Origin of the sequence: Qipengyuania atrilutea, from assembly GCF_013370205.1 — a bacterium.
GTDB lineage: Bacteria > Pseudomonadota > Alphaproteobacteria > Sphingomonadales > Sphingomonadaceae > Actirhodobacter > Actirhodobacter atriluteus.
The window spans coordinates 347,862-372,334 of record NZ_JABWGV010000003.1 but is presented as its reverse complement, the minus strand read 5'-3'; the positions used below and the strand labels follow the sequence as shown (position 1 = coordinate 372,334).

The following is a 24,473-nucleotide window of genomic DNA, read 5'->3' as shown; positions in this document are numbered from 1 at the left end:
TTCATTAAGAAGTTGCACGCGCAGTTTACATGTTAAGTATTAAGCGCCCAACCTGCGAACATCAACATGGGGCAATAACATGCACAAGGCATCTGTCGTAAGTCGGCGCGCAGAATCGTAATCTCGACGTTCGAACCAAACGGCAATCTGTTGGCTAAGACGCTTTCGCTCCTCTCTGGACGAGCTCCGCGTAGCTCCAACGCACTCCAGAAAGCGGTCGAGCTCACGATTGATTTCAAGAACCGTGTAGCCGGAGCTCAAGACGACCTGCGTTATCCGCTCGATCGTATTTTTGATACAAGTTCGCTGGTATAAGGCATCATGCTTATAGGAAAGGCTTCCTAGCTCATGCGCATCGGCAGCCGAAAGCACGGTTGATCCCCGTAGAGCTTCTTCTTTCCGATCGGCCGCCATGAGGATCACAGGCATTTTTTACAAGAGCGCGGTGAAAGACACAGCGAGCGGTCAATTTGGGATCCAGCAAAAACTTGGTTCGCGTCTGTCTGGAGCGCAGTCCGCTTACGGTCTTCTCTGACGTTGCTGGCATGAGGAACATTATGCATTTGGCGCGGCCTCGAACATGCGGTCGACGCTGTATCGTCCCGCCCCGCGAACACCAAAATAGACGCCCAGAAACACGAGAATTGCCGCCGGCCAAATCTGGGGCACATCCTGCCCCCAATGCACCATGAAAACAGCAACGGAAAAATTAAACGCGGTAACCAGACCGGCCCAGCGGGTTAGAGCACCGACAATGAAGCAAATTCCGGCAATGAATTGAGCGTACACTGATAACGGTGCCAAGACTGCCGTGTTCGAAAATCCGAATTGATCCATGAAGGACTCGAATTCAGCCATTCGTTCGGTGCTGAAAACGTTGTCATGACTCTGATAGATCAAGAAGCTTCCCGCTGCGCACCGCAGCACGAGAAGGACGAAATCGGAATAGTCTTCGAGGCCGCTCAAAAATATAAGGCGCCTCTTGAATGTGGTATCTTTGGGCATCGTACATCTCCCGCACTGCCAAATAACGCCGACGCGCCTTGGTCAATACGGGCAGAAAGACGAATGACCCGTGAGAACGATGAACATCCCCAAACGCACAGTTATCTGAAAATTAGAGGCGTTCCCGCAGCTCGCGTAGTCCGCGAGAGTAGCTTCGGCCTACCGGGACATCCGATCCGTTTTTCAAAGTGAGGGTGATAGTTCCACTCGGCCGCCTAACAACAGAAGCGATAGCCTCACGGCGGACAAGCGCGGAACGATGGACCCGGAGAAAAGCCGAGCCGAGATCGCCTTCCAGTTTTGCCAAAGTGCTCCGCATCATACCGCCGATGTCGTCGGTATGAAGGACGACGTAGTCACCGTTGGCTTGGACCCATTGAATGTCGCTGGCCTCAATTTTGACGTGTTTCGTGCCGTTTGCCGCCCAAAATATGTGGCGCTCGCGATCCTCCTCGGCCTCAAACTTGCATGTTTCGCCTGTATCCAAAGTTCTTGCATGAAAATCGCTCTGGCGCATGGCCAAGCGTACGTCGGACAGCTCCTTATGATTGGCCAAGGCAAAATGCGCTGCAATCCATGCAGCAAAATAACCCGTCATTATGAGCGCTTGCACGACGCATTCGCTCCAACTCATTGGTGCCACGCCTTCGATAGGCGCGAGGGAACAGCTCAGTTTGAGAAAAAAAGAATGCGCAAACGGCATAATGGCAAGCGCGAGCAATGCGTAAATGATGCGTGTTCGCGAATCGCTTGCCCTGGCCAAAATTTCAGCAAGCAAAAACGACATCAGTCCCGCGAAACTGAAGGCCGCTATCCTGTGACCCCCTGCCAGATGGAAAGGTAGTTCGTCCATTGCGTAGGCGCGGATAGAATTTATAACGAAGGCAACGATCCAGAAAAGGATCATCGCTTTCACGTTGACGCGGCGAAACAGGCTTACTTCGTGCCTGGACCGAAACATATTCGCGTCGTGACTCAGGTTCACATCTGATCCTTACATGTTCTAACCTTCGGTACACGCACCATGCGACAGCAGCGTGCCGATTGCCAAGGGCGGTCTTCGAAAGATAAATTAAGCCCTTCAGACGTTCGATCTGTAAATTAAATCGCCATACTCGGTTTCACATTTGAACGTGGCGCGCTTCCGCTGCCGCAACAGCATCACGCATTTGACTTAGAATGAACGTATAAAACGGATGAGCAAGATACTCGATTTATGAGCGTAGACCTTTATTCCTCGTGCTACACGAGTAAAATGTGTGAACCATGTGCGCAGTATGTAGGCGAACAGCAGCTTGGCACGGATGAGACGTGTCGAGGAAATGACCAATCCATTACTGATTTTCTTTAACAATGGCATGAAGGGCACTTGATCTTGCGCAGCTTGATACTCGTAGTCCTGTGCGGTCTCCTTGCTACGCTGACTTCGACTGCGCATTCTACTAAAGCGACTGCTATCTATCCTGAAATAATGGGATGCGAGGGGGGTTGCGACGTAGCCGCGGCGGGGTGGCCTTTTCCTTACATCGTCGATCATCCGGGAGTTTCCGTAGCTGGCGCGGCTAGTTTGATTGGCCTACTTGTCGGGGAAGACCAGTCCCGATGGCTACCCTTTATCCTCACGACGCTGTTCTGGACGCTCTTAACCACGATAACGGCGATGTGCTGGCGGCGTTTTCGGACGCGGTCAGAGAGCTAGAACCTTTGCGTCATCCTCATCGATTCCGCACCGACTTCGATCACGAACGAACTTCACTTCTCGCAAACCGGCAAGTTTGCTCATTCCAGATGCCCTTGCTGCAGCGCTTTTAGAGCAGCACGGGTTCGATCGCGGGCATCAAGCTTAAGCAGAAGATTGGAAACGTGGTTCTTAACGGTTCCTTCCGCTAGCACCAGCAGATCTGCGATCTCTTTGTTGCTATAGCCTCCGCAGATCAGCTGGAGTACTTCGCGTTCGCGAACGGTCAGCGTATCGGCGACTATTTCGTCCGGCATGGGCGCAGGACCCCGGCGGATCGCGGCCATCAAACTATCGGTCATGGCAGGCTGAAATGCCGTTCCGTTATTGGCCAGCGACCGAATGGCATCCGCCAAATCGTCAAGTGAAACGTCCTTGAGCATCAAGCCCTTTGCGCCGGCCTTGATGGCGGCAACGGCGGCGTCGCCATCATCGAAAGTCGTCAAGACCAATGTCGGCGGTAACGCGTTCGCTGCGTTAAGTGCCGTCAATACCGCGACGCCGTCCATTCGGGGCATGCGAATATCTAAAAGAAGCACATCCGGTGCCAAGTCCGGGATTTTCTCCAAAGCCTCTTTTCCGTCGCGCGCCTCTCCCACGACTTCGATGTCCGGTAAAAGCTCGAGCAATCCGCGCACACCCTGGCGAACCAGCGTCTGGTCATCGACTATCATAACCTTGATCATACGAGCTCAGGTGTCATGGACGGTAGCCACGCGTCGACTGTAAAGCCCAGCTCGCCTCCCGGCATTATCGCTAACTGTCCGCCGAGACTCTCAAGCCGTTCACGCATACCGAGGAGCCCCGAGCCGGGAGCAGACGCCACGGGTCTCCTGAGACCGTCATTTCTAGCTACCAGCCGCACGCCTTCCTCATCGGCGGTTACCTGGAGCCATAAATTGGATCCCTGGGAATGCCGGATCGCATTGGTAATGGCTTCCTGCGCACAACGCATCAAGGCATGGGCCTGCTCGGGACTTACCTGAACACCGGGATCGAAGGCCACGTGGACGGTTGGTCGAGGTACGGCGCGCGCCAGCGTCTCCAACGCCTCCTTCAGGCCGGATCGTTCAACCTCACGCAGTGTATCGACGACATCGCGCACTTTGCCGAGGAGGTCGCGCGCCAAGTTTTTCGCCTGGATGACATGGTGCCTTGCGCGATCGGCATCGGAAACATGGCTCGCGATTTCGAGTTGCAGACCAAGGGCGGTCAGTTCGTGGCCCCAAGCATCATGTAATTCGCGCGAGACCTGCAACCGTTCCACATTGCGGGCATTCTTTGAGATTATCGCTTGTACGGAACGCAGCTCTCGGTTCGCTTGCGCAAAAGCTTGGGCCGTTTCTTCCTCTCTTCGCAGAGTCTGTGCCGCAAAGACGAATAGCAGCTGCAGTGCAAGCGCCTTGCCGATCACCCAGCACAAATCGGGAAAAGGCGTTAGAGCGAGCGCTCCGACAACCGTCAGCGTCTGAGCTGCGACCCAGCTCAGCGCTATCGTAGGGCCCGTCGTCACCGCAACTTGCCACGCGACGATGATGAGGAACGCCGTCATCATGGGCGCCGACGATGCGAAGGCCATTGCTGCGACCGAAGCAACCTGCATGCATAAGAGACCCCACCGAATGCTCGAGCGAACCTTCAGAACTGTCGCAGCGATTGTGGCTACGACAAAAACAATGAACGCGACGATCCAAGCTTCTGAGACTGCGGACTGGCCGGATAGCAACCTCTGAAGCACCGGCCAGCCCAAGGTCAGCGCCACAGCCAGCGCTGCCCCGGTAAAAACCCACTTGTGCCGTTCGCCCTCATAGCCGTCTTGATGGAGCGAAAGAGCACCGGCCTGGCGGGATGGGGCGCCCTGATAACCGTCGCAGAAACTGTTGCTTTCCTTGCCACACTCGGCCTCCCGCAGAGTGGCGACGACGTCGCGTACTTTGTTCAGAAGAACCCGCGAGATGGCTTTCGCCTGCATGACGTGATCCATGGCTCGTCGCGGCTCGCCGACATTGTTGGCGATCTCTAGCTGCAGCGCAAGCGCCGTAAGTTCGTGGCCCCATGCGTCGTTCAATTCATTCGAGATGCGCAGGCGCTCGGTATCCCGAACCCTGTTGGCGATAATGGCTTGTGCGGACCTTAGTTCCTCGTTCGCGCTTGCCATCGCTCGCGCCGTTTCCGACTCCCTCTTGAGCGCCTGTACCGTGAGAACACAGCAGAGCTGCAGCACGAAGGACAGAACCATTATGTAGGACAAGCGGGTATCGGAAGCCTGAGAGATCACCCCGATGATCGCCAGCGTCTGCAAAGCTATCCAGCCAAGCGTTTTGGCAGGTGTCGTTACGATCGCCACCTGCCAGGCGATTATAACGAGGAATATCGACATCAGATCTTTCGGATGCATCGCGGTCATGGCCACGACCGCTGCGAGCTGCGCACACATCAATGTCCATGGCGCTCTCGTCCGCGAGCTCGGCGTCGCTGCGCCGACGACAGTCACTCCGAATATGGCGTAGGGCACCAGCCAGAGGGGCGGCACGGGAAAAGAGCCCCGCATCTTTCCTGTCGTCAGTTCCTGAAGGAACGGCCAACCCATCGCGAGCCAGACCGCGAGTGCCGCGGCGGCGAAGATCCAGTAACGCTGGTTGCTGCGGTAGCCTGCCATGGACCAGATTTTGCCACAGCTTGAGGCCTCTTACTATAGGTCAAAAGTCATGGTCGGCGCATGTGACCTACGGCACTTATCCAAAGGGCAGAAGAACGGCATCAAGTTAGGACCCATTGGAGGGAATTGCCATGATCAAGTTCGCCAGCCTTACCGCTGCTCTGCTTGCCTCGGCTGCGCATGCTCAGGTGACCCCACCCGGTACGCAGCCACCCGTCGTTACACCGCCGACCGACACCCCGACGCAGCGGACCACCGTGTACGAAGCGGCTTACTTCGAAACCTTCGCTCCAAGCACGGCGCTCGACATCGTACGTCGCGTGCCAGGCTTTTCTTTAGAGGAGGGTGATGCCGATGTTCGCGGCTTCGCTGGCGCGGCGGGAAACGTGGTCATCAACGGCGTCAGGCCAAGCTCGAAGGCTGCGACACTCGAAACCACCCTAGCGCGGATCCCGGCAAACAGCGTCCTTCGGGTGGAGGTGGGTCCAGGTGATCTTTTCGGCGCCGAGTATTCTGGTAAGAGCCAGGTTATTAACGTGATCCTGTCCGGGGTTGGTGGAACCAGCGGCAACGTCACCTTGTCGGCCCGTCGTGTGTATACCGGGCGCATCACCCCCAATGCAGCCGGTTCGGTGATAATCCAGCGGGGAGCATCGACTTTCAGCCTGGCGGCAGCGAGCGAACGCAATTACATCGCGGACGCTGGGACCGACGAGCTCAGCAATTTCGTCACAGGCGATCTTCGCGAATCCCGCCGCAAGTTCATCACATATCACGACAACGATACTTACGTGTCCGGTAGCTGGGCAATAGAGCATGCCGCCGACAAGGCGATCCGCCTTAATGCCCGGTGGGAGCCGAGTATCTACGAGGTAGAACAGGATGTCCGCGTCGTTCCAGTCAGCGGCGCGCCGCGCGATGAACGGCTGCTTCAGTACAATGACGAACCGTCCTATGAGATTGGCGGCGACATCACCCGGCCTCTCGCCGGCGGGGCCATCAAGCTGGTCGCGCTCGCTACCCATGCGAAAAAGGACAATTTTTCTGCCTCGCAGCGATACGACGCGCTTCTTAGCGAGGATGCGGAGCTGACCGGCGGCTTTGAACAAACGCAGCGGGCTCAGTTCGACGAACGGATCGGCCGCGTAAGCTGGTCGCATCAGGATCTTGCCGAACTCTCTTTCGAAGCGGGCGCAGAAGCCGTGGTGAATACGCTCGAAAGCAATGTCGAATTGTTCGTCATCGACTCCGACGGCGGGCGGACGCGGATCGATTTGCCGATCGACAACGCAATCGTGAAGGAAACCAGAGGCGAAGTTTTCGTCAACGCCGGCCGCTCGATCACTCCCGTCTTGCGCGTCGATGCCGGCTTAAATTTCGAATACTCGCGATTGAAGGTGCGCGGCGATGCAATGGCCGACCGGACGCTGGGCTTCCTGAAGCCGAGCGCGACAATCGACTGGAAGCCGGGCGGCGATTGGCACACCCAGTTTACTGTCCGCCGCAACGTGGCGCAGCTGGACTTCTACGACTTCATCAGCGCGGCTGAGCTGTCGAGTGACCGGGTCAATGCGGGCAATGAGGATCTCGTGCCGCAGCGTGCCTGGGAATTTCGCCTCACGGTCGATCGGCCAATCCTGGGAGATGGCATCGCCAGGCTGGACGTTGGCCACGATCTTGTCAGCTTGCTTCAGGACCGGGTGCTCGTTTTCGACGAAGAAGGCCAAGGCTTCGACGCGCCGGGCAATATCGGCACGGGTCGCCGCTATTTCACCAAGCTAACTCTCGATGCACCCCTCACCAACCTGTGGAGCGGTCTGCGCGCCAAGTTCAGCGGACAGATACAGCGGACCCGCGTGGAAGATCCGATCAGCGGAGAGATGCGCAACTTCAGCGGGGGTTTTCGGGACTGGGAGTGGAGCCTCGACGTTCGGCGGGACGTGGGCGCCTTCTCTTACGGTCTGGAGGTCGCTGACGGGGACGGGTTTACCTTCTTCCGAACGGACGAATTCGACTCCAATTTCAACGGCGGACCGTTCGGTGAACTCTTCGTCGAATACCGGCCCGATGCCCGTACGACCATAACATTCGATGTCGACAATCTGTTCGATACGGGGGCCAAGCGCGAGCGGCTGATATTTTCTCCCAATCGGGCTGTACCGCAGTCATCCTTCAGAGAGTTTCGCGAACGAAACCGCCATCTGAACTTCGGGCTCACACTGAAGCGCAGCTTTGGCGGGGCCATTGCCGGTCGATAAGACAGTTGCCTGGCACTAGAGTTCCCGGAAGGATTGTCCGTTAATCGGGACCCGCATTAGGGCGTGATGTAGATACTGAAGGGACCATTGTAGGATGATACGCTGACCAAACACCGAACCGGTAGAACGCCAATAGTAACAGGCGAGAAGACGTGCACGAATTCAGATTAATCTCATACAATTTTTTTTGGTACGCGTTGCATATCGGCGAGCCAGACAAACGTATGATTGTTGGCCATCAGCTTCATGCAGCCGGCGCGTCAAAATTGGAGCTTGCTAACGTCGTTGTTACCGATCTCAAAATTCGCTCTGAATTAGAAACGCATTAGCTTAGCAAGCTGCAGTTTTACAAAAACCTACAAAAGGATAGGCTAACTTTAATTCGGCGACTTTTTAAGCGGCTCGGCAGACGCATGGAGGTGGACGATCTTCCACCCATTGCCTTCTCTGTGCAGGATAAGGGTACGTCGCCCTAAATCATCGCCGCCTTTCAGGTGGAAGGTAACTACTGCGAACGTGTTATAGTCGTGAACCTTAAGGTCGGCGGGTTCTATATTGAGGTTCCCGGTGCGCTCGCGCATCGCGTGGAAGAATTTGCCGAACCAAGCGAGCACCGCCGTCTTGCCCTCTACGCGCTGAATGTCAAAAGGTGCACTCGGGAAGAACACCGTCACGTCATCGGCAAAAAGTGGATCGAAGCGGGTACGATCCAGCGCATTGAACGCGCTTACGAATTCAGCCGCTGCGGCTTCAGCATCCGGCGCGCTGATTGATTGCGAAGATGCTGGCGCGGCCAGAGCAAACGGCGCGAGCATTAGAACGGCACCACAAAAAGCGAACGGAACCAATTTCATGGGTGAATTCCTTGGGTGAGGGGCAAGCCCGAAAACTGGCGCCAAGAACTTTATATAATAGTTAAAGCTCCTATGCAAGCTAATTAGGTTTCATTGAAAGATTCATGGGGCGACAAATCACCGGTATCTGGTTGATAGTCGAGCAAGTCGCCCGGTAAACAGCGTAGAACGGCGCACATCCGAGCAAGGGTTGAGAACCGCAGCCCTCGCACCTTGCCTGAACGGAACAGGCTCATTTGCGTTTCGCTGATGCCTATTCGGGAAGCGACTTCCCGCGCCGTCATTTTGCGGTGAGCGAGCACCGCATCAAGGGTAATCTTGATCGGCATCAGAGAAATTCACCCAGCTCCGTCTCCAGGCGATTAGCGCGCTCATGTTCGTTTGCTGCAGCTGCAATAAGCCTTGAAAGCAGGAGCAGTGCGAGTGCGGTCAGGATCAGCATAATATACGCCGGATCAAACTTTAACCCCCGAAATGCGTGCGTTTCGCCCGTGGAGAATCCGTCGGGCACGTACGCGCTTTGGACGACATGGATGATAATCGAATTGATGGTTCCGCCCATCAACAACGCCCAGCCGATGTGGCGGAGACCGCGCGCAATGGTCGATCCGAACATCGAGCCTTGTCCGATATCGCGGAAGGTTTTTCTAACGGCGGATAGCGCCCACAGGTAAAAGAGAGTTGGAGACCAGTATACTAGGTACAAGACCGTTAATTCAGGTCGGTCGGCAGCCGGGCCGGTGAGAGCGCTCACCATTGTAATCGCGAACGCCGCGATAATGATCAGCGCCAGCCCTGCGGTAATTACTGCAAACTGACGGCTTCGGCGCTGTATTTCGGTGTCGGTTAAGGCCGCCAAAGTTCTGCTCCTGCTTGAAGTGTTGATTCATGAAGCAGACCCGAAAATCTGTCTAGTACTATGGCTGTTAGCGGCAGCGCGAATTCATTTTACGCGAAGTTCGCGTTGAGATGGCACCACGGGCGGTTCACGCCTTATGTTTTGCGCCCGTCTTGCCTGCGGCTGATCGGCGGAACATTGACCCTCAACGTGAAACGCAAACGCAGCGTTTCCATATTCGAAAACCCGAGAAGGGCGGCGCGTGGTTCTGTGCAGGAGCAGGAACATCACGGCTCGAGCGGGCTTGCCAGGGTTGGTCACCCGCGTTTTCCAAAATCGTCGGAACAATCGAACGACCGCTTTTAGGTTGCTAGAAGAGTGAGAAGACTGGCGAGAATTAGGGCGCGAAGCGGATACTCAGGCGAAGACAAGTTGCGATATGACTGCCTCCACCGCCACCTGCCTTTCAAGGCTATCCAACTCTTACAGTACCACTCCGCTTTGACCGAGCGAACGGCGGTCTGCGCGTTAGCGCCGATGACACAGGGCCACGACCTGTCGCGCTCTGGCTCTGCCTGCGACCGGTGAAGCCGATACTCTTGGCGGACGTTACTCGGCCCAGAACTACAGCGACCTGGCTATAAAATGCCAATACAACATGATGTTTGTTAGGTTCGGGATCATCGGCAACGTTCACCAGTCTTTGAATCGTATCAACAAAAGGAGCGATTTGTGGCCAAGGAATTCGAACTGTCCGACGGCGGTGCCAATCATCAGAAGCCGAAAGGCGACGATGACGTGATGACCACGGCGCAAGGTCATCCGATTGCCGACGATCAGAACTGGCTCACCGCGGGTCCGCGCGGACCGCAATTGCTCGAAGATCACATCGCGCGCGAGAAGATTTTCCATTTCGACCATGAACGTATCCCCGAGCGCGTGGTCCACGCACGGGGTTATGGCGTACACGGGCATTTCGAATTGAAGAAGGCGATCCCGCAATATTCGCGGGCGGCGATCTTCAACGAAGAGGGTGTCAAGACGCCGACCTTCACCCGCTTCTCCACTGTGGCGGGGAACAAAGGATCGCCCGATTTGGCGCGCGACGTGCGCGGTTTCGCCACCAAGTTCTATACCAAGGAAGGAAACTGGGATCTCGTCGGCAACAACATTCCAGTGTTCTTCATCCAGGACGCGATCAAGTTCCCTGACCTGATCCACGCCGCAAAGCCCGCCCCCGATCGTGGTTTTCCGCAGGCACAGACGGCCCACGACAATTTCTGGGACTTCATCAGCCTGAGCCCTGAATCGATGCACATGGTCATGTGGATCATGTCCGACCGGACGATCCCGCGCAGTTTTCGCTTTATGGAAGGGTTCGGCGTCCACACCTTCCGGCTGGTAAATGCTGAGGGCAAAAGCCACTTCGTGAAGTTCCACTGGAAGCCGAAACTTGGGCTCCAGTCGGTGATCTGGAACGAGGCGCTCAAGGTCAACGGCATGGATCCCGATTTCCATCGCCGCGACATGTGGGATGCCATCGATGCAGGCGATTTCCCCCAGTGGGATCTGGGTATTCAGGTCTTCGACGAAGACTTCGCCGAACAATTCGAGTTCGACGTGCTCGATGCGACCAAGATCATTCCCGAAGAACAGGTTCCGGTCGAGATCATCGGCACGCTGACACTCGATGCCAATGTCGACAATTTCTTCGCCGAAACCGAACAGGTCGCCTTCTGCACGCAGAACATCGTGCCGGGGATCGACCACTCCGACGACCCGCTCCTACAGGGGCGTAACTTCAGCTATCTGGATACGCAGCTGAAGCGACTCGGGGGACCGAACTTCACGCATTTACCTATCAATGCGCCCAAATGTCCCGTACGCCATTTCCAGCAGGACGGGCATATGGCGATGACAAACCCCAAGGGCCGGGTGAACTACGAGCCCAACAGTTGGGGCGAGGGGGACGGCGCGGAAGAGGATCGCGGACCCCGCGCCTGCCCGATGCGCGGCTTCGAAAGCTATCCGGCTCCGGTCGAAGGACCCAAGGTCCGCGTGCGCAGCGAGACCTTTGCGGACCACTACAGTCAGGCGCGACAGTTCTACGTCTCCCAGACCCCCGTGGAGCAAACGCATATGGCGAACGCGCTCACCTTCGAACTTTCCAAGGTCGAACGCATGAGCATTCGCAAACGCATGATTGGGCATCTGCGTCATATCGACCAAGGTTTGGCGCAAGAAGTGGCCGACGGGCTCGGTTTCACGGAATTGCCTGAGAAGGTACCTGCCGCGCGCGATCCGATCATCGACCTTCCGGAAAGTCCCGCGCTTTCGATCCTCAAGAACGGCCCGGACAGTTTCAAGGGGCGCAAGCTCGGCATCTACATCGCCGAAGGTGCTGACGCTGACGTAGTCGCCGCGCTCAAAAGCGCGGCCAAGGATGCCGGCGGTATGGCCGAAATCATCGCGCCGCATGTTGCGGGTGCCAAGCTTTCGGACGGCTCGATGATGGAGGCGGACGAGAAAATCGATGGAGGCCCGTCGGTCGTCTACGATGCGGTCGCGGTGGTCATGAGCGAAGCCTCTGCAAAGCGCTACAACACGGACAAACCGAGCGTCGATTTCGTCAACGATGCTTTTGCCCATGCCAAGTTCATCGCCTACGTACCCGAAGTCCAGCCGCTCTTCGAAACTGCCGGTGTCTGGAACTGGATGGATGACGGGTTCACCGACGTCTCCGACGGGAAAACCGCGGCACAGGACTTCATCAAGATGTGCGGAAAGCTGCGTTTCTGGGACCGCGAAAGCGTGAAGCAGGATTGAGGATCTCGGAGTTGGTCATGCAAGCCCGCAGGACATCGTCTCTCACCGGCACGGTGCCGAGAGTGTCATGCGGGCAAACGCAGCCTGCTTTGGCCGTCCGCGCGTAGATGCCTTTGGAACCGCCAGCCCGACCATTTCACGAACGAAACCTAGCGCACAAAGCGGCAATATGAGCGGTTCACTGTCATCGGACGTCGGGGAAATTCTGAACGGTTCGCCCTTCGCTGGGCAGGTTCATGCATGGGATTGCGACGGCGACCTTGATGGTCCGCTCGACTACGCGATCGCCGTACCGGCGCGGGACGAGGAGGCCCTCATATCCCGCGCGGTGGATGCCCTTGTGGAGACGACACAGGGCACACCGCTTCGCGGCGGTATCGTGGTTGTCCTCAACGACACGCAGGACAATTCCGCATCGATCGTGCGCTCGCGACTGCGGGAGGCCAAAGTCGACTTCGCCCTAATCGAGGTGCGTTTTGAGGACGCGATCCGAAATGCGCCCCATGCCAGACGCCTCGCTCTCGACATCGCGGTTCGCTCGGCCTCGGACGGAGTGTTGTTGACGACCGATGCCGACAGCTATGTCGGTCCCGGCTGGCTCTCGTCGCGCCTCGCGTGGATTACCGCCGGTTACGATCTGGTCTGTGAGGATGTACGGCTGGACGAAGCGGAACTCTCGCTACTCCCCGCCCAGGTCAGAACGGTGGGCGAAGCTGAGCGCACCTATTTCGAAGCGAGCGAACGCCTGTGGCGCAAATGGACCGGCAATCGCGCCGGCTCTTTTGCCCACCGCGCATCGGGCGCAAGCCTCGCCATCAAAGCACAGGCCTATCGTTCCATTGGCGGCTTACCCACCCCGCCAGTGGGCGAGGACGTGGCGCTGTGCGAGAGCATACTCGCAGCGGGCATGCAGGTCTGTACGGCGAACGATGGCGGCACGCGCACGTCGGCGCGGCTTTCGGGCCGCGCGCAGGGAGGATGCGGTGCCTGCCTGACGATGCGTTCCATCGAGCCGGATCCGTCGTGCGATCCGGCGCTCGTGCCTCTATCGACCCTGCGGGAATGGGCGGAGATAGCATCCCGCTTCCCCGCAACGCACCCTTCTACCGTCTCGGCGGAAATCCGGCGGGGGGCGGGCCCGCTGCGGCCCATGACCTACTCCCAGATACTTGGCGAACTGGAGCAGTTGCCGATGATTGAGGCTGAAAAGGCTCCGGCGAATGCCTGATAGCGAGAGGGGGCTGCGCGAATTCGAAGGAGCGATCGAACAGATCGCCGAGCGCGCCAGGGATACTGATCGAACCGATGGTGACCTGCGTCCCGATATCGAGGTTCTCAGGCGTTCGGGTTGGCTGTCTGCATGTCTTTCTCACAAGGATGGCGGAAAAGGCTGGGGAAGTGAACCGGAGGGCAGTCTTCCGGCTCTGGACGCGTTACGCGTTCTGGGCCGGGCGAACCTGTCGGTGGCCCGGCTCTTCGAAGGCCACATGAACGCAGTGAAGCTGATCGCATTATACGGCGACGCGCGCCAACGAGAGCTGTTAGCGAAGGACGTTGCGAACGGAGCCTTGTTGGGCGTGTGGGGTGCTGACGAGCCCGGCAGCCCTGTTTCTTGCGAGCAAGACGCTAACGGCGTTAAACTAACGGGAGCGAAACGTTTCGCTTCCGGCATGGGTCTCGTCGATCAAGCGATCGTGACAGCTGACACCGAGCACGGCCCGAGCATGTTCCTCGTTCCGGTGGATGATGAGGAACGCGCCGACGCAGGCGTCTGGAAAATGGCCGGAATGCGAGCGACCCGGTCGGGGCGCTACACGTTAGAAAATCTGACCCTTTCGAGCGCAGCGCGTATCGGGGAGGAAGGTAACTATCTGCGCGAGCCTTTCTTCGAAGGCGGTATCTGGCGCTACTGCGCCGCGCACTTGGGTGGAGCCGAGGCGCTCTATCGCGAGATGATGACGCAACTTACGAAACGGGACCGCACCGACAATACCGAGCAGCGGCAACGGGTGGTCGCCTGTGCGATCGCTTTGGAGACCAGCCGGCTGTGGCTCGAACGATGCGCGCTCGAGATCGAAGCGGATGGCGCCGCGCCGCGTAAAGTGCTGCTCGCCCTTCTCGCACGCGAAGTGACCGAAAACGCCTGCCGGGAAACGATGGAACTGGTCGACCGCGCTCTCGGTATGGCGGCTCACGAGGAAGGCGGCATGGTCGAGCGCATGAGCCGGGATCTGTCGCTGTTCCTCTGTCAGGCCGGTCCGGATGCGAAACGCGAACGTGCGGGGCGCGGGCTCTTCTCCATGGGGAAACTCGCAGAAGCGATATGAGCGTTCCCGAACTACCAGCCGGAGCTATCCTCGACGCCAGCGCAGGGGCGCCCCACACAACGATCGATGCGCTCGCACCCGGAGGCTCGCTATTGATCGTCGCCCCTCATCCGGACGATGAAACTTTCGGATGCGGCATGGCGCTGGCCGCGGCGGCGGCGAAGCGTCGCCGCATTGCCATAGTCCTTCTGACCGATGGCGAAGGATCGCATCCGAATGCGCGAACGATTACGCCAGAGGAACTGGCCGTTCTTCGTTTCGGCGAGTTCGAAGCCGCGCTCGCGGTGCTGGTTCCGTCGCAAGAGATAGACGTACTGAGATTGCGGCAGCCCGACGGGCGAACGCGTTACGACCCGGCGCTTCTCGAAAAGGTCATTCCGTTTGCGCGCGAGCGGAACGTCAGTGCCGTGTGGTCCACGTGGCAGGACGATCCGCACTGCGATCATGAAACCGCGGCGCTGCTCGGGCGGGCCGTGGCCCATGCCTGCGCTATTCCGTTCTGGCAGTTCGCGGTGTGGGGGCGGTTCGGAGAGGGGGCAGTTCCCTCTGGCCTCTCTATATTCGACGATCCCCAGACCAAGACGCTGAAACGCGAAGCGATCGCAGCCTACAAGTCGCAGATCGATCCCAAAGCGATCGACGATCCGCACGGCTTCGTAATGCCGCCCGCCCTCGTCTCGCATTTTGCCGATCACCCGGAAGTTTTCATCAGTGGCTGACGAGTTATCCCGGCGGGACCGGTTCGAAACGCTGTTCGAGGACGATCCCGATCCGTGGGACTTTGAAACGAGTTCGTATGAGCGCGAGAAGCGCAAGCATACTATTGACTCGCTAGGTGGCCGCCGTTTCGAGTGTGCGCTGGAAATCGGTTGCGCAACCGGCGCCCTCACCGAAGAGCTCGCAGACATCTCAGGCAAAATTATCGGCATCGATATTGCGGATCGTGCACTCGCGATCGCCCGGACGCGTCTTGCGGATCGCGCAAATGTTACGTTGATTCAAGGAGAACTCCCGTACGATTGGCCAGCCGGCTCGTTCGACTTGATCATGTTTTCCGAGGTGCTTTATTTTCTCTCCCAAGAGGAGATACGCGAAGTATCCTCACGAGCTCTACAATCATTATCGGACGACGGCGTTTGCCTGCTGGTCAACTGGACCGGACCTTCGAACTTGCCGCTCGGTGGCAATGAAGTGGTAAACCTGTTTGCCAAAGCGAATGATTGGAAGCACCACCCAGTAGGGAAGGCCGAGCGCTACCGGATCGACAAATTGCTGCCTGTTCGAACTGTCTGAAAAGCTAGTTCCTTCCGAACTTCGAGCGGCAATGGGGCGGGTTCCCCTCGACCGCAAGCAATCACCATTAACGGCAAGATTGAACGCCTTAATCGCAGCTCGCTGCAACGAATGCCCGGGGCCAATCGTATAGGCGATGCCGATACCTCCTCGGCGCTGTTCAGAATAGGGTTTGCAATTGCATAAGTCGGATGATGCCCGGGCGGGCGGGTCGGTGAGTGGCTTGGGCGCTAAGGTCTTGCGCGTGCTCCGGGCTATCGGTGAACAACCAGTGCTATACCTCGCCGATGACGAAACCGAGGCGGAGGGTTTGGCTTTCGTCCTTCAAATGTTGTTACCGGACGCGCCGGTAATCCACCTTCCCGCAAGCGACACACTGCCGGGCGAAGACGCGCCCGCTTCGCCTGCGAATATCGGTCACCGGGTAACGGCGCTGCGCCGACTGCGAGCGCTCTCGGGTGACGCCAAAGGCGCAAAGCCGGTCGTGGTGACGAGCGGAGAAGCTGCAGCGCGTCGCTATCAACAGCCGGAAGCTTTTGACGCCGCACCGCCGCTGATCCGTGCAGGCGATGCGATCGATCCGGAATCCTTCAGTGCGCAGGCCGTCGCCAACGGATATTTTGCCGACGATCGTATCGACGAACCCGGCGAGATTGCCGTTCGCGGCGAGGTGATTGATCTGTTTCCCGCAGACGCGGGCGGGCCCGTGCGGATCGATATTGCGAACGGAAAGATCTCCGCAATTCACCATTTTGATCCAGTCACGCAGATGCGCGGAGAGGCTTGCGACGAACTTGAAATCGGCCGCGCGGCCGAACCCGAAGAAGCAGCGGACGCGACCCTGCTCGACCACCTTTCGCCAGGCATCGTGCTGTTTTCCCCGCAAGCGGAGAAGCGGCGCAAGAGGTTCGTACGGCTTGCCGAGCGAATGGCAAAGGAGATGAAGATCGAAGTCGGTGCGGTATCGGACGAACGCTGGACAGAGGCGTTGAAGGATTGGCGAACCGAAAGCGACATCGATCACGAAGACGGCAGCGTGATCGAAGCCGTGCCTCGCTTCGCCGAAAGCAAGTCCACCGCCCGCGCCGTCAAGCGCTTCCTGGCCGCCGAACGGGAAGCGGGGCGCGGTATCGCTTTGATCGGGAGCGAACGCGACCTGCGCTTCCTCCGCGTCCGCCTGAAAGAGGTTTTACCTGCCGCGCATGAGATCACGGATATCCGCGCGATTGAGAATAGTGAGAACAGCGGAGTGGCACTGATCGCCGCTCCGCTCGACCGGGGGGCACGAAACAAACAGCTGACGCTTATCGCTGCCGCCGACATTCTCGGCACGCGCGCGTCGCTCCAACAGGGACTGGCGGCGGCGCAACCGGTCGGGCTCGGCGGCGCCGAAATGCGCATCGGCGACCTGGTCATCCACGAAAGCCACGGTTTCGCCGAGGTGCTCGGCCTCGAACCGGCGCCCGACGGTGAGGGCGAGGTCATCGCGTTGAAATACGCCGACGACGACCGCCGGTTGGTACCGGTGCGCGACGCCGGGCTGCTGTGGCGCTACGGCGGCGACAGCGACAGCGTCAAGCTCGACAAGCTGGAAGGCAAGAGCTGGAACAAGCGCCGCGCCGCCATCGACAACGCGGTCGCCGAGACCGCTACCTCTCTCATCGCGCTCGCGGAAGAGCGGGCCAAGCTCGAAGCATCGGTGATGGAACCGGACGGTGCCGCTTACGAACGCTTCGTGGCGGGATTTCCCTACACCGAAACCGCCGATCAAGCGCGCGCGATTGCCGAGGTTCGCGAAGATCTGGCGGCCGGCAAGCCGATGGAGCGTCTGATAATCGGCGATGTCGGTTACGGAAAGACGGAGGTGGCGCTGCGTGCGGCAGCAATCGCTGCGCTCTCGGGCTACCAGGTGATCGTCGCAGCGCCGACCACTGTACTTGCACGTCAGCATCTCGACGAGTTCACCCGCCGCTTCTCCGATACCGGTGTGAAGGTCGCCGGTTTGTCACGCCTATCGAGCGCAGCCGAGAAAAAACAGGTTCAGGAAGGGTTGGCGGACGGGTCGATCGGCGTGGTTGTCGGCACTGCGGCGGTTGTCGGAAGTTCGGTCACCTATGCCAAGCTCGGGTTGGTGGTGATCGATGAGGAACAGCGCTTCGGTGCGGCCGACAAAGCAAAACTGCGCGGAAACAAGAGTGTGCATCTGTTGGTGATGAGCGCGACGCCGATCCCGCGTACGCTCCACCGCGCCATGATCGGTTTGCAACAGGTGTCGATCATCGCGACGCCGCCCGCGCGCCGTCAGCCGATCCGCACGACCGTAAGCCAATTGGACGATGCTACGATCCGCCTGGCACTGCGCCGGGAGAAGGCGCGCCGGGGGCAAAGCTTCGTCGTTGTCCCGCGTATCGCTGACCTTGCCGACATGCGCGAGATGCTGGAGCGGCTGGTGCCCGACCTGACCCTTCTCGAGGCGCACGGCAAACTGCCGGGTGCCGAGCTCGACGAGGTAATGATCAACTTCGCAAGCGGAAAAAGCGACATTCTGCTTGCCACAAATATCATCGAGACCGGCCTCGACGTGCCGCGGGCGAACACCATGCTCATCTGGCGATCGGATCGCTTCGGTCTTGCGCAGTTGCACCAACTGCGCGGGCGCGTGGGCCGCGGGCGGCGGCGCGGGCAGGTCATTCTCGCAACCGCGAACGAGGAGATCAGCGAGGCCACCCAGAAGCGGCTCCGCACGCTCGCAACCTTCGACCAGCTTGGTTCCGGCTTCGCCATCGCCGGTGCCGACCTCGACCAGCGCGGCGGCGGCGATATCCTGAGCGACGCGCAGGCCGGACACATGAAGCTCATCGGCGTCGAGCTTTACCAGCATCTCCTCGAGGGCGCACTGCGCCGCGCGCGCGGAGAGGAGCAGCGCAAATGGCAGCCGGAGATCCGCACCGGCGCAGCGGGCGGCTTCCCTCCCGAATGGATACCGGAAGAGGAGGTGCGTCTGAACCTCTACGTCCGTCTGGCGCGGCTGAAGGACCGCGAGGAACTGCAGGCGTTCGAAGCTGAATTGCTGGACCGCTTCGGAACGCTTCCCGACGCCGCGTCTGCTCTTATCGACCGCGCCCGCCTCACGATGCTGGCAATCGAGATGGACATTCGCGCCGTAAACGCCGGCCCGGCAGCGATCGCATTTACACCGCTTCAGGAAAAGGGCGCGGCGTTGAAGGCCCAGGGACTCGTACCGAGCGATGGGCGGTGGCTTGCAAAGGACGGCGCACCCTTCGACGATCCAGCAGCCGCTGCGGTAAGTGTCTTGGAAGCTTTGGCCGAGGGCGACTAACATGAACGGGACCGCCACGCTCGCACGGAGCAAGCGGACTAATTTTACCTTCGAAACGCCCCTTTATCAGGTAGAGGCGTAAGCGCGGCAGAACATTTCGACCGCACCTTCGATCCTTTCCGCATCGCGCTTGTCGTCCTTGGGCATGCCGAACCTGCGTTCGAGATCGCCCATGCCCTTGCACATCGCGGCGAATTGTTCGGCGGCGAGATCGGGATCTTCGATAGCGACTTCACCAGCTTCATGCATGGCCTTTAATAGTGCCGCGAAAGCCTTCTTCATGCGATGGGGGCCGGCGGCAAGGAAGGCTAGGCCAAGGGCAGGCACCCGTTCCGTTTCGGCAGCGATGCGGCGTTCGAACTGCACCATTTCCGGACGGGAGAGAAAAGCGGACATGGCTTCGCCGATTGCCGTCAAGCGGTCGCGCAAGCTGGCTCCTTCCGTGGTGTCGATCTGGAAATGACCGCGCATACGCTCGCATTCAGCCTCGACCGCAGCTGTGAAAAGCCCATGCTTATCGCCGAACTGGTTGTAGATGGTGACCTTGGACACACCGGCATCGGATGCGACCTGTTCAATGGAAGTCGCAGCGAAACCGTGTTCGAAAAAGCTCGAGGCAGCCGCGGCAAGTATGGCTCGCTGCTTGGCGGTATCGACCGGCCTACCCGGACGGGGTGTTGACAAAGTGAACGACTCCGTTCAATTAAACGCTACCGTTCATTAGTGGCGCAATGCAGCTTTGCCTGCAAGCCCGCCGCAGCAGCGAGGGCTAATGACCTGATGCTCTGGATCGCGATCCGAATGCTGACCGGCGACGCGCAGAAGTTCTACGGACTGGTCTTCGGGATCGCCTTTTCTACCCTTCTCATCACCCAGCAATTGACGATCTTCGTCAACCTGATCGAGCGCGGGGCGAGCGCGGTCTACAACGTGCCGAGCGCCGACGTTTGGGTGATGGATCCGGTCAGCCGGACGACCGACGTGAACTTCCCCATGCCGGCCACCGCGCTCGATAAGGTGCGTAGCGTGCCTGGCGTCGAATGGGCGGTGCCGCATCTTCGTGCAGGCGCCAGCGTGCGGACGGGCGACGGCGATCTGGAAGGCGTGAGCGTCATCGGGGTGGACGATGCGACGCTGATCGGAATGCCTAGGCGAATGGCCGCAGGCAGTACCGATGTCCTGTCGCGTCCCGACAGCGTCATCATCGACGATGTCGGTACGACCCGCATGTTCGAAGGCGGGCAGGATCCGATCGGGCAGCGGTTGGAACTGAACGACCAGCGCGCCGTGATCCGCGGCGTCGCCGACGCTATTCCCAGCTTCACCAGCCAGGTGACGCTCTACACGAAATACTCCAACGCGCTGAACTACGTGCCGGGAACGCGCAACCGGATGAGCTTCGTCCTCGTCGGGTCGGCTGACGGCATCGCGCCGGAGGTTTTGACCCAGCGTATCGAGGAAGAGACCGGCCTGCGGGCCCGCACCCGCGACCAGTTCGCACGCGACGGGGTCGATTTTATCATCCAGAATACCGGCATTCCGCTCAATTTCGGGATCACCGTGCTGCTCGGTTTCATCGTCGGCGTGGCGATCGTAGGCCTTACCTTCAGCCTGTTCATTCGCGACAACATCAAGCAATTCGGTGCGCTGAAGGCGATAGGGGTGACCAACAGCAAAATCAGGGGCATGGTCGCGGCCCAGGCGGGTCTCGTAGGGCTGATTGGCTACGGCCTCGGGGTGCTGGGCACGGTCGGGTTTATCTGGGGCTTTTCGAGCAACCCGACGTTCAAGGGGTTCTACATCCCGTGGCAGGTGCCGCTGATCAGCCTGGGCGCGGTCACCGTCATCCTTGCGCTGACCGGATGGCTGGCACTACGCAATGTCCTCAAGACCGAACCTGCGGCGGTGTTCCGGTGAGTACCGGCCCAGCCCCCGAACACGAAGCGATCGCGGCCATCTCGACCCGCGGCGTGACGCGCGATTTCAAGGCGGGTCAGCAGACGATCACTGTCCTGCACGGCATCGACCTCGACATCCGCGCTGGCGAGCTGACCTATCTCGTCGGCGAAAGCGGGTCTGGCAAGACGACGCTCATCTCGATCATGTGCGGCATCCTGTGGCCGACCCAGGGGGAGGTCAAAGTCTTCGGAACCGACATCTACAGTCTGACCGACACCAATTTGGTCGAATTCCGGCTTCAGAATATCGGCTTCATCTTCCAGCAGTATAACCTCATCCCCTCGATCGATGCGGCCAGCAATGCTGCCGTGCCCCTGATCGCGCAGGGAATGGACCGGCTCGAAGCGCGCGAACGGGCGGTCGCGATGATGGAAAAGCTCAATATCGGCGATCAAGTGGACAAGCTGCCGAACCAGCTTTCGGGTGGGCAGCAACAGCGCGTGGCGATCTCACGGGCGCTGGTGCACGAGCCGCGCCTGGTCGTGTGCGACGAGCCGACCGCCGCTCTTGACGCTGGTTCAGGCAGGCGGGTGATGGACCTTCTGCGCGATGTCGCGGTGGCCGAAGACCGCGCCTGCATCATCGTGACCCATGACAACCGCGTTTTCGATCTCGCCGACCGTATCCTTGTCCTGGAAGACGGCAAGATCACTCATGATGGCACCGACATGCCGGAGGATCATTGATGGGTTTGCTTCCTCAAGATTTCAGTTTCGCTCGCAAGGGCCTGCCGATCGTGGCGGTCGTCGGGCTTATCGTGGCGGCCTTGTTCATCTGGTTCGGGTTGCCCGAGCGCGAACTGGAAGAACCCGAACGCGAACCGCCTCGCGCTACGGGCGAATTGGCGAACGTTCCGCGCGTGGCGGGAGCGGGCGTCGTCGAACCGTCCAGCGAAACTATCTCCATCGGCACTGCGCTCGCCGGCCTCGTCACCGACCTCAAGGTGCAGCCGGGGGACTACGTAACGAAGGGACAGCCGCTCTTCGCGGTCGATACGCGCGCTATACGCAGCCGCATCGCCGAGACGGGCGCCGGGGTCGGCGAAGCCCGCGCTGCGATCAGCGAGGCGCAGGCGGCAATCGCCGAAGCTCGCGCCGCCGAAGCCACCGCCGCACGTCAGCTGGCGCTCTATCGCAATGTCGAAGACCCGGCCGCCGTCAGCCAAGCAGAGGTCATCCGCGCCGAAGGTGAAGCAAGCGCGGCACGCGAGCGGCGGCAAACGGCCGAAAGCCGGCTCGCGGCAGCACACGCCCGGCTGGACAGCGCGCAGGCGCAGGTTGCCAGCGCGCGGACAGAGCTTGGCCGTGCAACCGTGCGCGCGCCGATCGCCGGAGAAATCCTCGCCGTGAACATTCGTCCAGGGGAATATCTTTCGACCACGGGCGGCGGCGGCAATTCCCAGAGCTTCATCGAAATGGGCGAGACCCGGCCCCTGCATATCCGGGTCGACATCGACGAGGAGCAGGCGCCCCGCGTAGCGCTCGGAGAACCAGCGACCGTATCTCCGCGCGGCGCGGCGGATCGGCAGGTGAAGGCGAGATTCGTTCGTGCCGAACCCCAGGTCGTGCCCAAACGCTCGCTCACTAACAGCGCAGCCGAGCGGGTCGACGTCCGCGTCCTCCAGATCATCTACGAGTTGCCTGACAGCGACGGCCTGTTCCGCGTCGGCCAGCAAGTCGATGCGTTCATTCCCGCGCGCCGCGGCAGGTCGACCGAGCCGTCCCAGCCGGCGCAGCTGAGCGAATGATGCGGCGTCCGTTCCTCCTCGCATCGGCGCTCGCGGTCAGCGGCTGTGTGGCCGGACCGCCGCCGGAAATCGGCGCCAGCCTGCCGGTCTTACCGAATAGCTTCGCGTTCGCGCCGGATACCGCCACGAGCGCTTCGCTGGCAGCACTGTTGCCGCTTGGCGATCCCGCCTACGCTAGCTTGTCTACCCTCGCCGTGCAGCAGGCACCGACCCTCTCGCAGGCAGCAGCGCGGATCGAGATCGCGCGCGCCAATGCAGCGCGCGCAGGAGTTGACCGGCTGCCGATACTGTCGGGTGATGCATCGATCACCGCTACGCGCACCAATCCCCACCAGTTCGGCACCGCCCTTCCGCCCGGCATCGCTATCGATACCGAGCGCGTGCGCTACGGCGCCAATGTCGTAGCAAGCTGGGATCCCGACCTGTTCGGACGGCTCCGCAATCGCGAGGACGCAGCGCAGGCGAGGCTCGATGCGGCGACGTTCGAAGCCGTCGGGGTGCGCAATGCGTTCTTCGCAGAAATCGCCACTTCGGTGATCGACTGGCGGACACTGGAAGCGCGCCGCGCGGCGCTGGAGGAAGATACCGCCGCCGCCGACGAACTGGCGCGTCTTGCCGGCGTGCGCGAACGGGCCGGCATCGCGCCGGGCTTCGATCGGGTCCGCGCCGAAAGCGCCGCACGGGCCAGCCGCAGCCGGATCGAAGCGCTGGCCAGCGAACGCGCCCGGATCGCCGGACGTCTGACGACCCTTACCGGGGTCCCAGCACAAACGGTGCTGTCCCTGCTTGCGGAGCCCGCTGATCCGCTTGCGGCTCCGCCCCCGCCCTTAGCCATGCCGAGCGATCTCCTGACCAACCGCCCCGACGTGCTGGCCGCCGAAGCCAATCTGCGCGCCGAGGATGCCGAGCTTGCCGCCACGGCCGCGCGGCGCTTTCCGCAGCTTACGCTATCGGCTGCGCTCGGCCTGCTCGCCTTCGATCTCGGAGGCTTGTTCGACGCCGACGCAATTGTGGGTTCCGCCGGGCCGAGCTTGCTAGCCCCGCTCCTGGACTTCGGTCGTATCGAAGCCGAGATCGAGGGCGCGGCGGCAGAAAAGCGCCTCGCTTTCGCGCAATATCGCGACGCTGTGTTTTCAGGACTGGGTGATGCCGAAACCGGCTATGGCCTGATCGCAGCCGCCGACCGCGAACTGACCGCCGCAGAAGGCGAAGCCGCCAGTCAGGACCGCGCCGCTCGGCTCGCCGATACCCGATACCGTGCCGGTCTCGCCGATTTCCTCACCGTGCTCGAAGCGCGCCGCGCAGCGGATGGCAGCGCCGAGCGAGCCGCCGCCGCACGCGGCCGCGCCTTGCGCGCCCGCGTTTTTTTGTGGCGTGCCTTGGGAGGTGACCCCGTCAGAGGATTAGAATAAGCAGGATTGGTGCGACGCTGCGCGAGAAGCGGCGCCGAGATTGTTTGCAGTGTGATGATCAGGCTCTTGCCCGGCTCCGACTCCCAGGCACAATTGCACTTCAAGGTGCGGATTATGCCGGCCAGTAAAAGAGCGGCTCCACCCGAAGGCGGAGCCGTAGGTTGAGCATTAGTTCAGAAGCTGGCCTTATCCCACGGCTCGCTTAACGTAACCAGAA

General features: G+C 60.0%; 20 protein-coding genes. 12 read left to right on the top strand and 8 right to left on the bottom strand.

Features of this window, described 5'->3' with window-relative positions:
• Nucleotides 1-555: 555 nt before the first annotated feature.
• The 4 genes from HUV48_RS09875 to HUV48_RS09860 form a co-directional block, all read right to left on the bottom strand.
• Nucleotides 556-1,005: a DoxX family protein gene (locus HUV48_RS09875; protein WP_176267615.1), complete on the bottom strand. Its 450-nt coding sequence runs from the start codon at nt 1,003-1,005 to the stop codon at nt 556-558.
• Nucleotides 1,006-1,117: 112 nt separating this feature from the next.
• Nucleotides 1,118-1,990, bottom strand: a complete 873-nt coding sequence (locus HUV48_RS09870; RefSeq protein ID WP_176267614.1) for a LytTR family DNA-binding domain-containing protein — start codon at nt 1,988-1,990, stop codon at nt 1,118-1,120.
• Between the two features lie 794 nt (nt 1,991-2,784).
• Complete coding sequence (locus HUV48_RS09865; RefSeq protein WP_176267613.1) at nt 2,785-3,429, bottom strand: response regulator; 645 nt, start codon at nt 3,427-3,429, stop codon at nt 2,785-2,787.
• Nucleotides 3,426-5,402 carry a sensor histidine kinase gene (locus HUV48_RS09860; RefSeq protein WP_176267612.1) on the bottom strand — a complete coding sequence of 659 codons (1,977 nt, stop codon included), beginning with the start codon at nt 5,400-5,402 and terminating at the stop codon, nt 3,426-3,428. The genes HUV48_RS09865 and HUV48_RS09860 overlap by 4 nt, the downstream gene beginning before the upstream one ends.
• Nucleotides 5,403-5,533: 131 nt before the next feature.
• Between HUV48_RS09860 and HUV48_RS09855 the strand changes: the two genes are divergently transcribed.
• Nucleotides 5,534-7,660, top strand: a complete 2,127-nt coding sequence (locus tag HUV48_RS09855) for an outer membrane beta-barrel protein (protein WP_176267611.1) — start codon at nt 5,534-5,536, stop codon at nt 7,658-7,660.
• 377 nt (nt 7,661-8,037) lie between these two features.
• On the opposite strand, the gene HUV48_RS09850 is transcribed toward HUV48_RS09855, so the two are convergent.
• The 3 genes from HUV48_RS09850 to HUV48_RS09840 form a co-directional block, all read right to left on the bottom strand.
• Nucleotides 8,038-8,514 carry a YybH family protein gene (locus tag HUV48_RS09850; protein ID WP_176267610.1) on the bottom strand — a complete coding sequence of 159 codons (477 nt, stop codon included), beginning with the start codon at nt 8,512-8,514 and terminating at the stop codon, nt 8,038-8,040.
• 83 nt (nt 8,515-8,597) lie between these two features.
• On the bottom strand, nt 8,598-8,843 hold the full coding sequence (locus tag HUV48_RS09845) for a helix-turn-helix domain-containing protein (RefSeq protein ID WP_176267609.1): 246 nt from the start codon (nt 8,841-8,843) through the stop codon (nt 8,598-8,600).
• Entirely contained in the window at nt 8,843-9,373 is a 531-nt protein-coding gene (locus HUV48_RS09840) for a DUF2975 domain-containing protein (RefSeq protein WP_176267608.1), read from the bottom strand. The genes HUV48_RS09845 and HUV48_RS09840 overlap by 1 nt, the downstream gene beginning before the upstream one ends.
• A 60-nt stretch (nt 9,374-9,433) precedes the next feature.
• On the opposite strand from HUV48_RS09840, the gene HUV48_RS09835 reads away from it, so the two are divergent.
• From HUV48_RS09835 to HUV48_RS09805, 7 genes are all read left to right on the top strand, one after another.
• Nucleotides 9,434-9,718: a hypothetical protein gene (locus tag HUV48_RS09835; RefSeq protein WP_176267607.1), complete on the top strand. Its 285-nt coding sequence runs from the start codon at nt 9,434-9,436 to the stop codon at nt 9,716-9,718.
• Nucleotides 9,719-10,084: 366 nt separating this feature from the next.
• Entirely contained in the window at nt 10,085-12,178 is a 2,094-nt protein-coding gene (locus HUV48_RS09830; protein ID WP_176267606.1) for a catalase, read from the top strand.
• Nucleotides 12,179-12,347: 169 nt separating this feature from the next.
• Entirely contained in the window at nt 12,348-13,406 is a 1,059-nt protein-coding gene (locus HUV48_RS09825; protein ID WP_176267605.1) for a glycosyltransferase family 2 protein, read from the top strand.
• On the top strand, nt 13,399-14,505 hold the full coding sequence (locus HUV48_RS09820) for an acyl-CoA dehydrogenase family protein (protein ID WP_176267604.1): 1,107 nt from the start codon (nt 13,399-13,401) through the stop codon (nt 14,503-14,505). The genes HUV48_RS09825 and HUV48_RS09820 overlap by 8 nt, the downstream gene beginning before the upstream one ends.
• A complete protein-coding gene (locus tag HUV48_RS09815) occupies nt 14,502-15,224 on the top strand; it encodes a PIG-L deacetylase family protein (protein ID WP_176267603.1) in 723 nt (240 codons plus the stop codon). Before HUV48_RS09820 ends, HUV48_RS09815 begins: the two co-directional genes overlap by 4 nt.
• On the top strand, nt 15,217-15,798 hold the full coding sequence (locus tag HUV48_RS09810) for a class I SAM-dependent DNA methyltransferase (protein WP_176267602.1): 582 nt from the start codon (nt 15,217-15,219) through the stop codon (nt 15,796-15,798). The genes HUV48_RS09815 and HUV48_RS09810 overlap by 8 nt, the downstream gene beginning before the upstream one ends.
• A gap of 244 nt (nt 15,799-16,042) precedes the next feature.
• Nucleotides 16,043-19,138, top strand: a complete 3,096-nt coding sequence (locus tag HUV48_RS09805; protein WP_318656080.1) for a helicase-related protein — start codon at nt 16,043-16,045, stop codon at nt 19,136-19,138.
• Nucleotides 19,139-19,204: 66 nt separating this feature from the next.
• Here HUV48_RS09805 and HUV48_RS09800 read toward each other — a convergent pair whose 3' ends face one another.
• Nucleotides 19,205-19,822 (bottom strand): TetR/AcrR family transcriptional regulator, encoded by a 618-nt coding sequence (locus HUV48_RS09800; RefSeq protein ID WP_176267601.1) that lies wholly within the window; start codon nt 19,820-19,822, stop codon nt 19,205-19,207.
• Nucleotides 19,823-19,918: 96 nt separating this feature from the next.
• On the opposite strand from HUV48_RS09800, the gene HUV48_RS09795 reads away from it, so the two are divergent.
• Genes HUV48_RS09795 through HUV48_RS09780 form a run of 4 tightly spaced genes read left to right on the top strand, consistent with a single transcriptional unit; the run spans nt 19,919 to nt 24,256 of the window.
• Complete coding sequence (locus tag HUV48_RS09795; protein WP_176267600.1) at nt 19,919-21,055, top strand: ABC transporter permease; 1,137 nt, start codon at nt 19,919-19,921, stop codon at nt 21,053-21,055.
• Entirely contained in the window at nt 21,052-21,783 is a 732-nt protein-coding gene (locus tag HUV48_RS09790; protein ID WP_318656079.1) for an ABC transporter ATP-binding protein, read from the top strand. The genes HUV48_RS09795 and HUV48_RS09790 overlap by 4 nt, the downstream gene beginning before the upstream one ends.
• The gene (locus HUV48_RS09785; RefSeq protein WP_176267599.1) at nt 21,783-22,844 is read left to right on the top strand and encodes an HlyD family secretion protein; all 1,062 of its coding nucleotides are present in this window, start codon (nt 21,783-21,785) and stop codon (nt 22,842-22,844) included. The genes HUV48_RS09790 and HUV48_RS09785 overlap by 1 nt, the downstream gene beginning before the upstream one ends.
• Nucleotides 22,841-24,256, top strand: coding sequence for an efflux transporter outer membrane subunit (locus HUV48_RS09780; protein ID WP_225871628.1), 1,416 nt, complete (start codon nt 22,841-22,843; stop codon nt 24,254-24,256). The genes HUV48_RS09785 and HUV48_RS09780 overlap by 4 nt, the downstream gene beginning before the upstream one ends.
• The last annotated feature ends 217 nt before the right edge of the window (nt 24,257-24,473 follow it).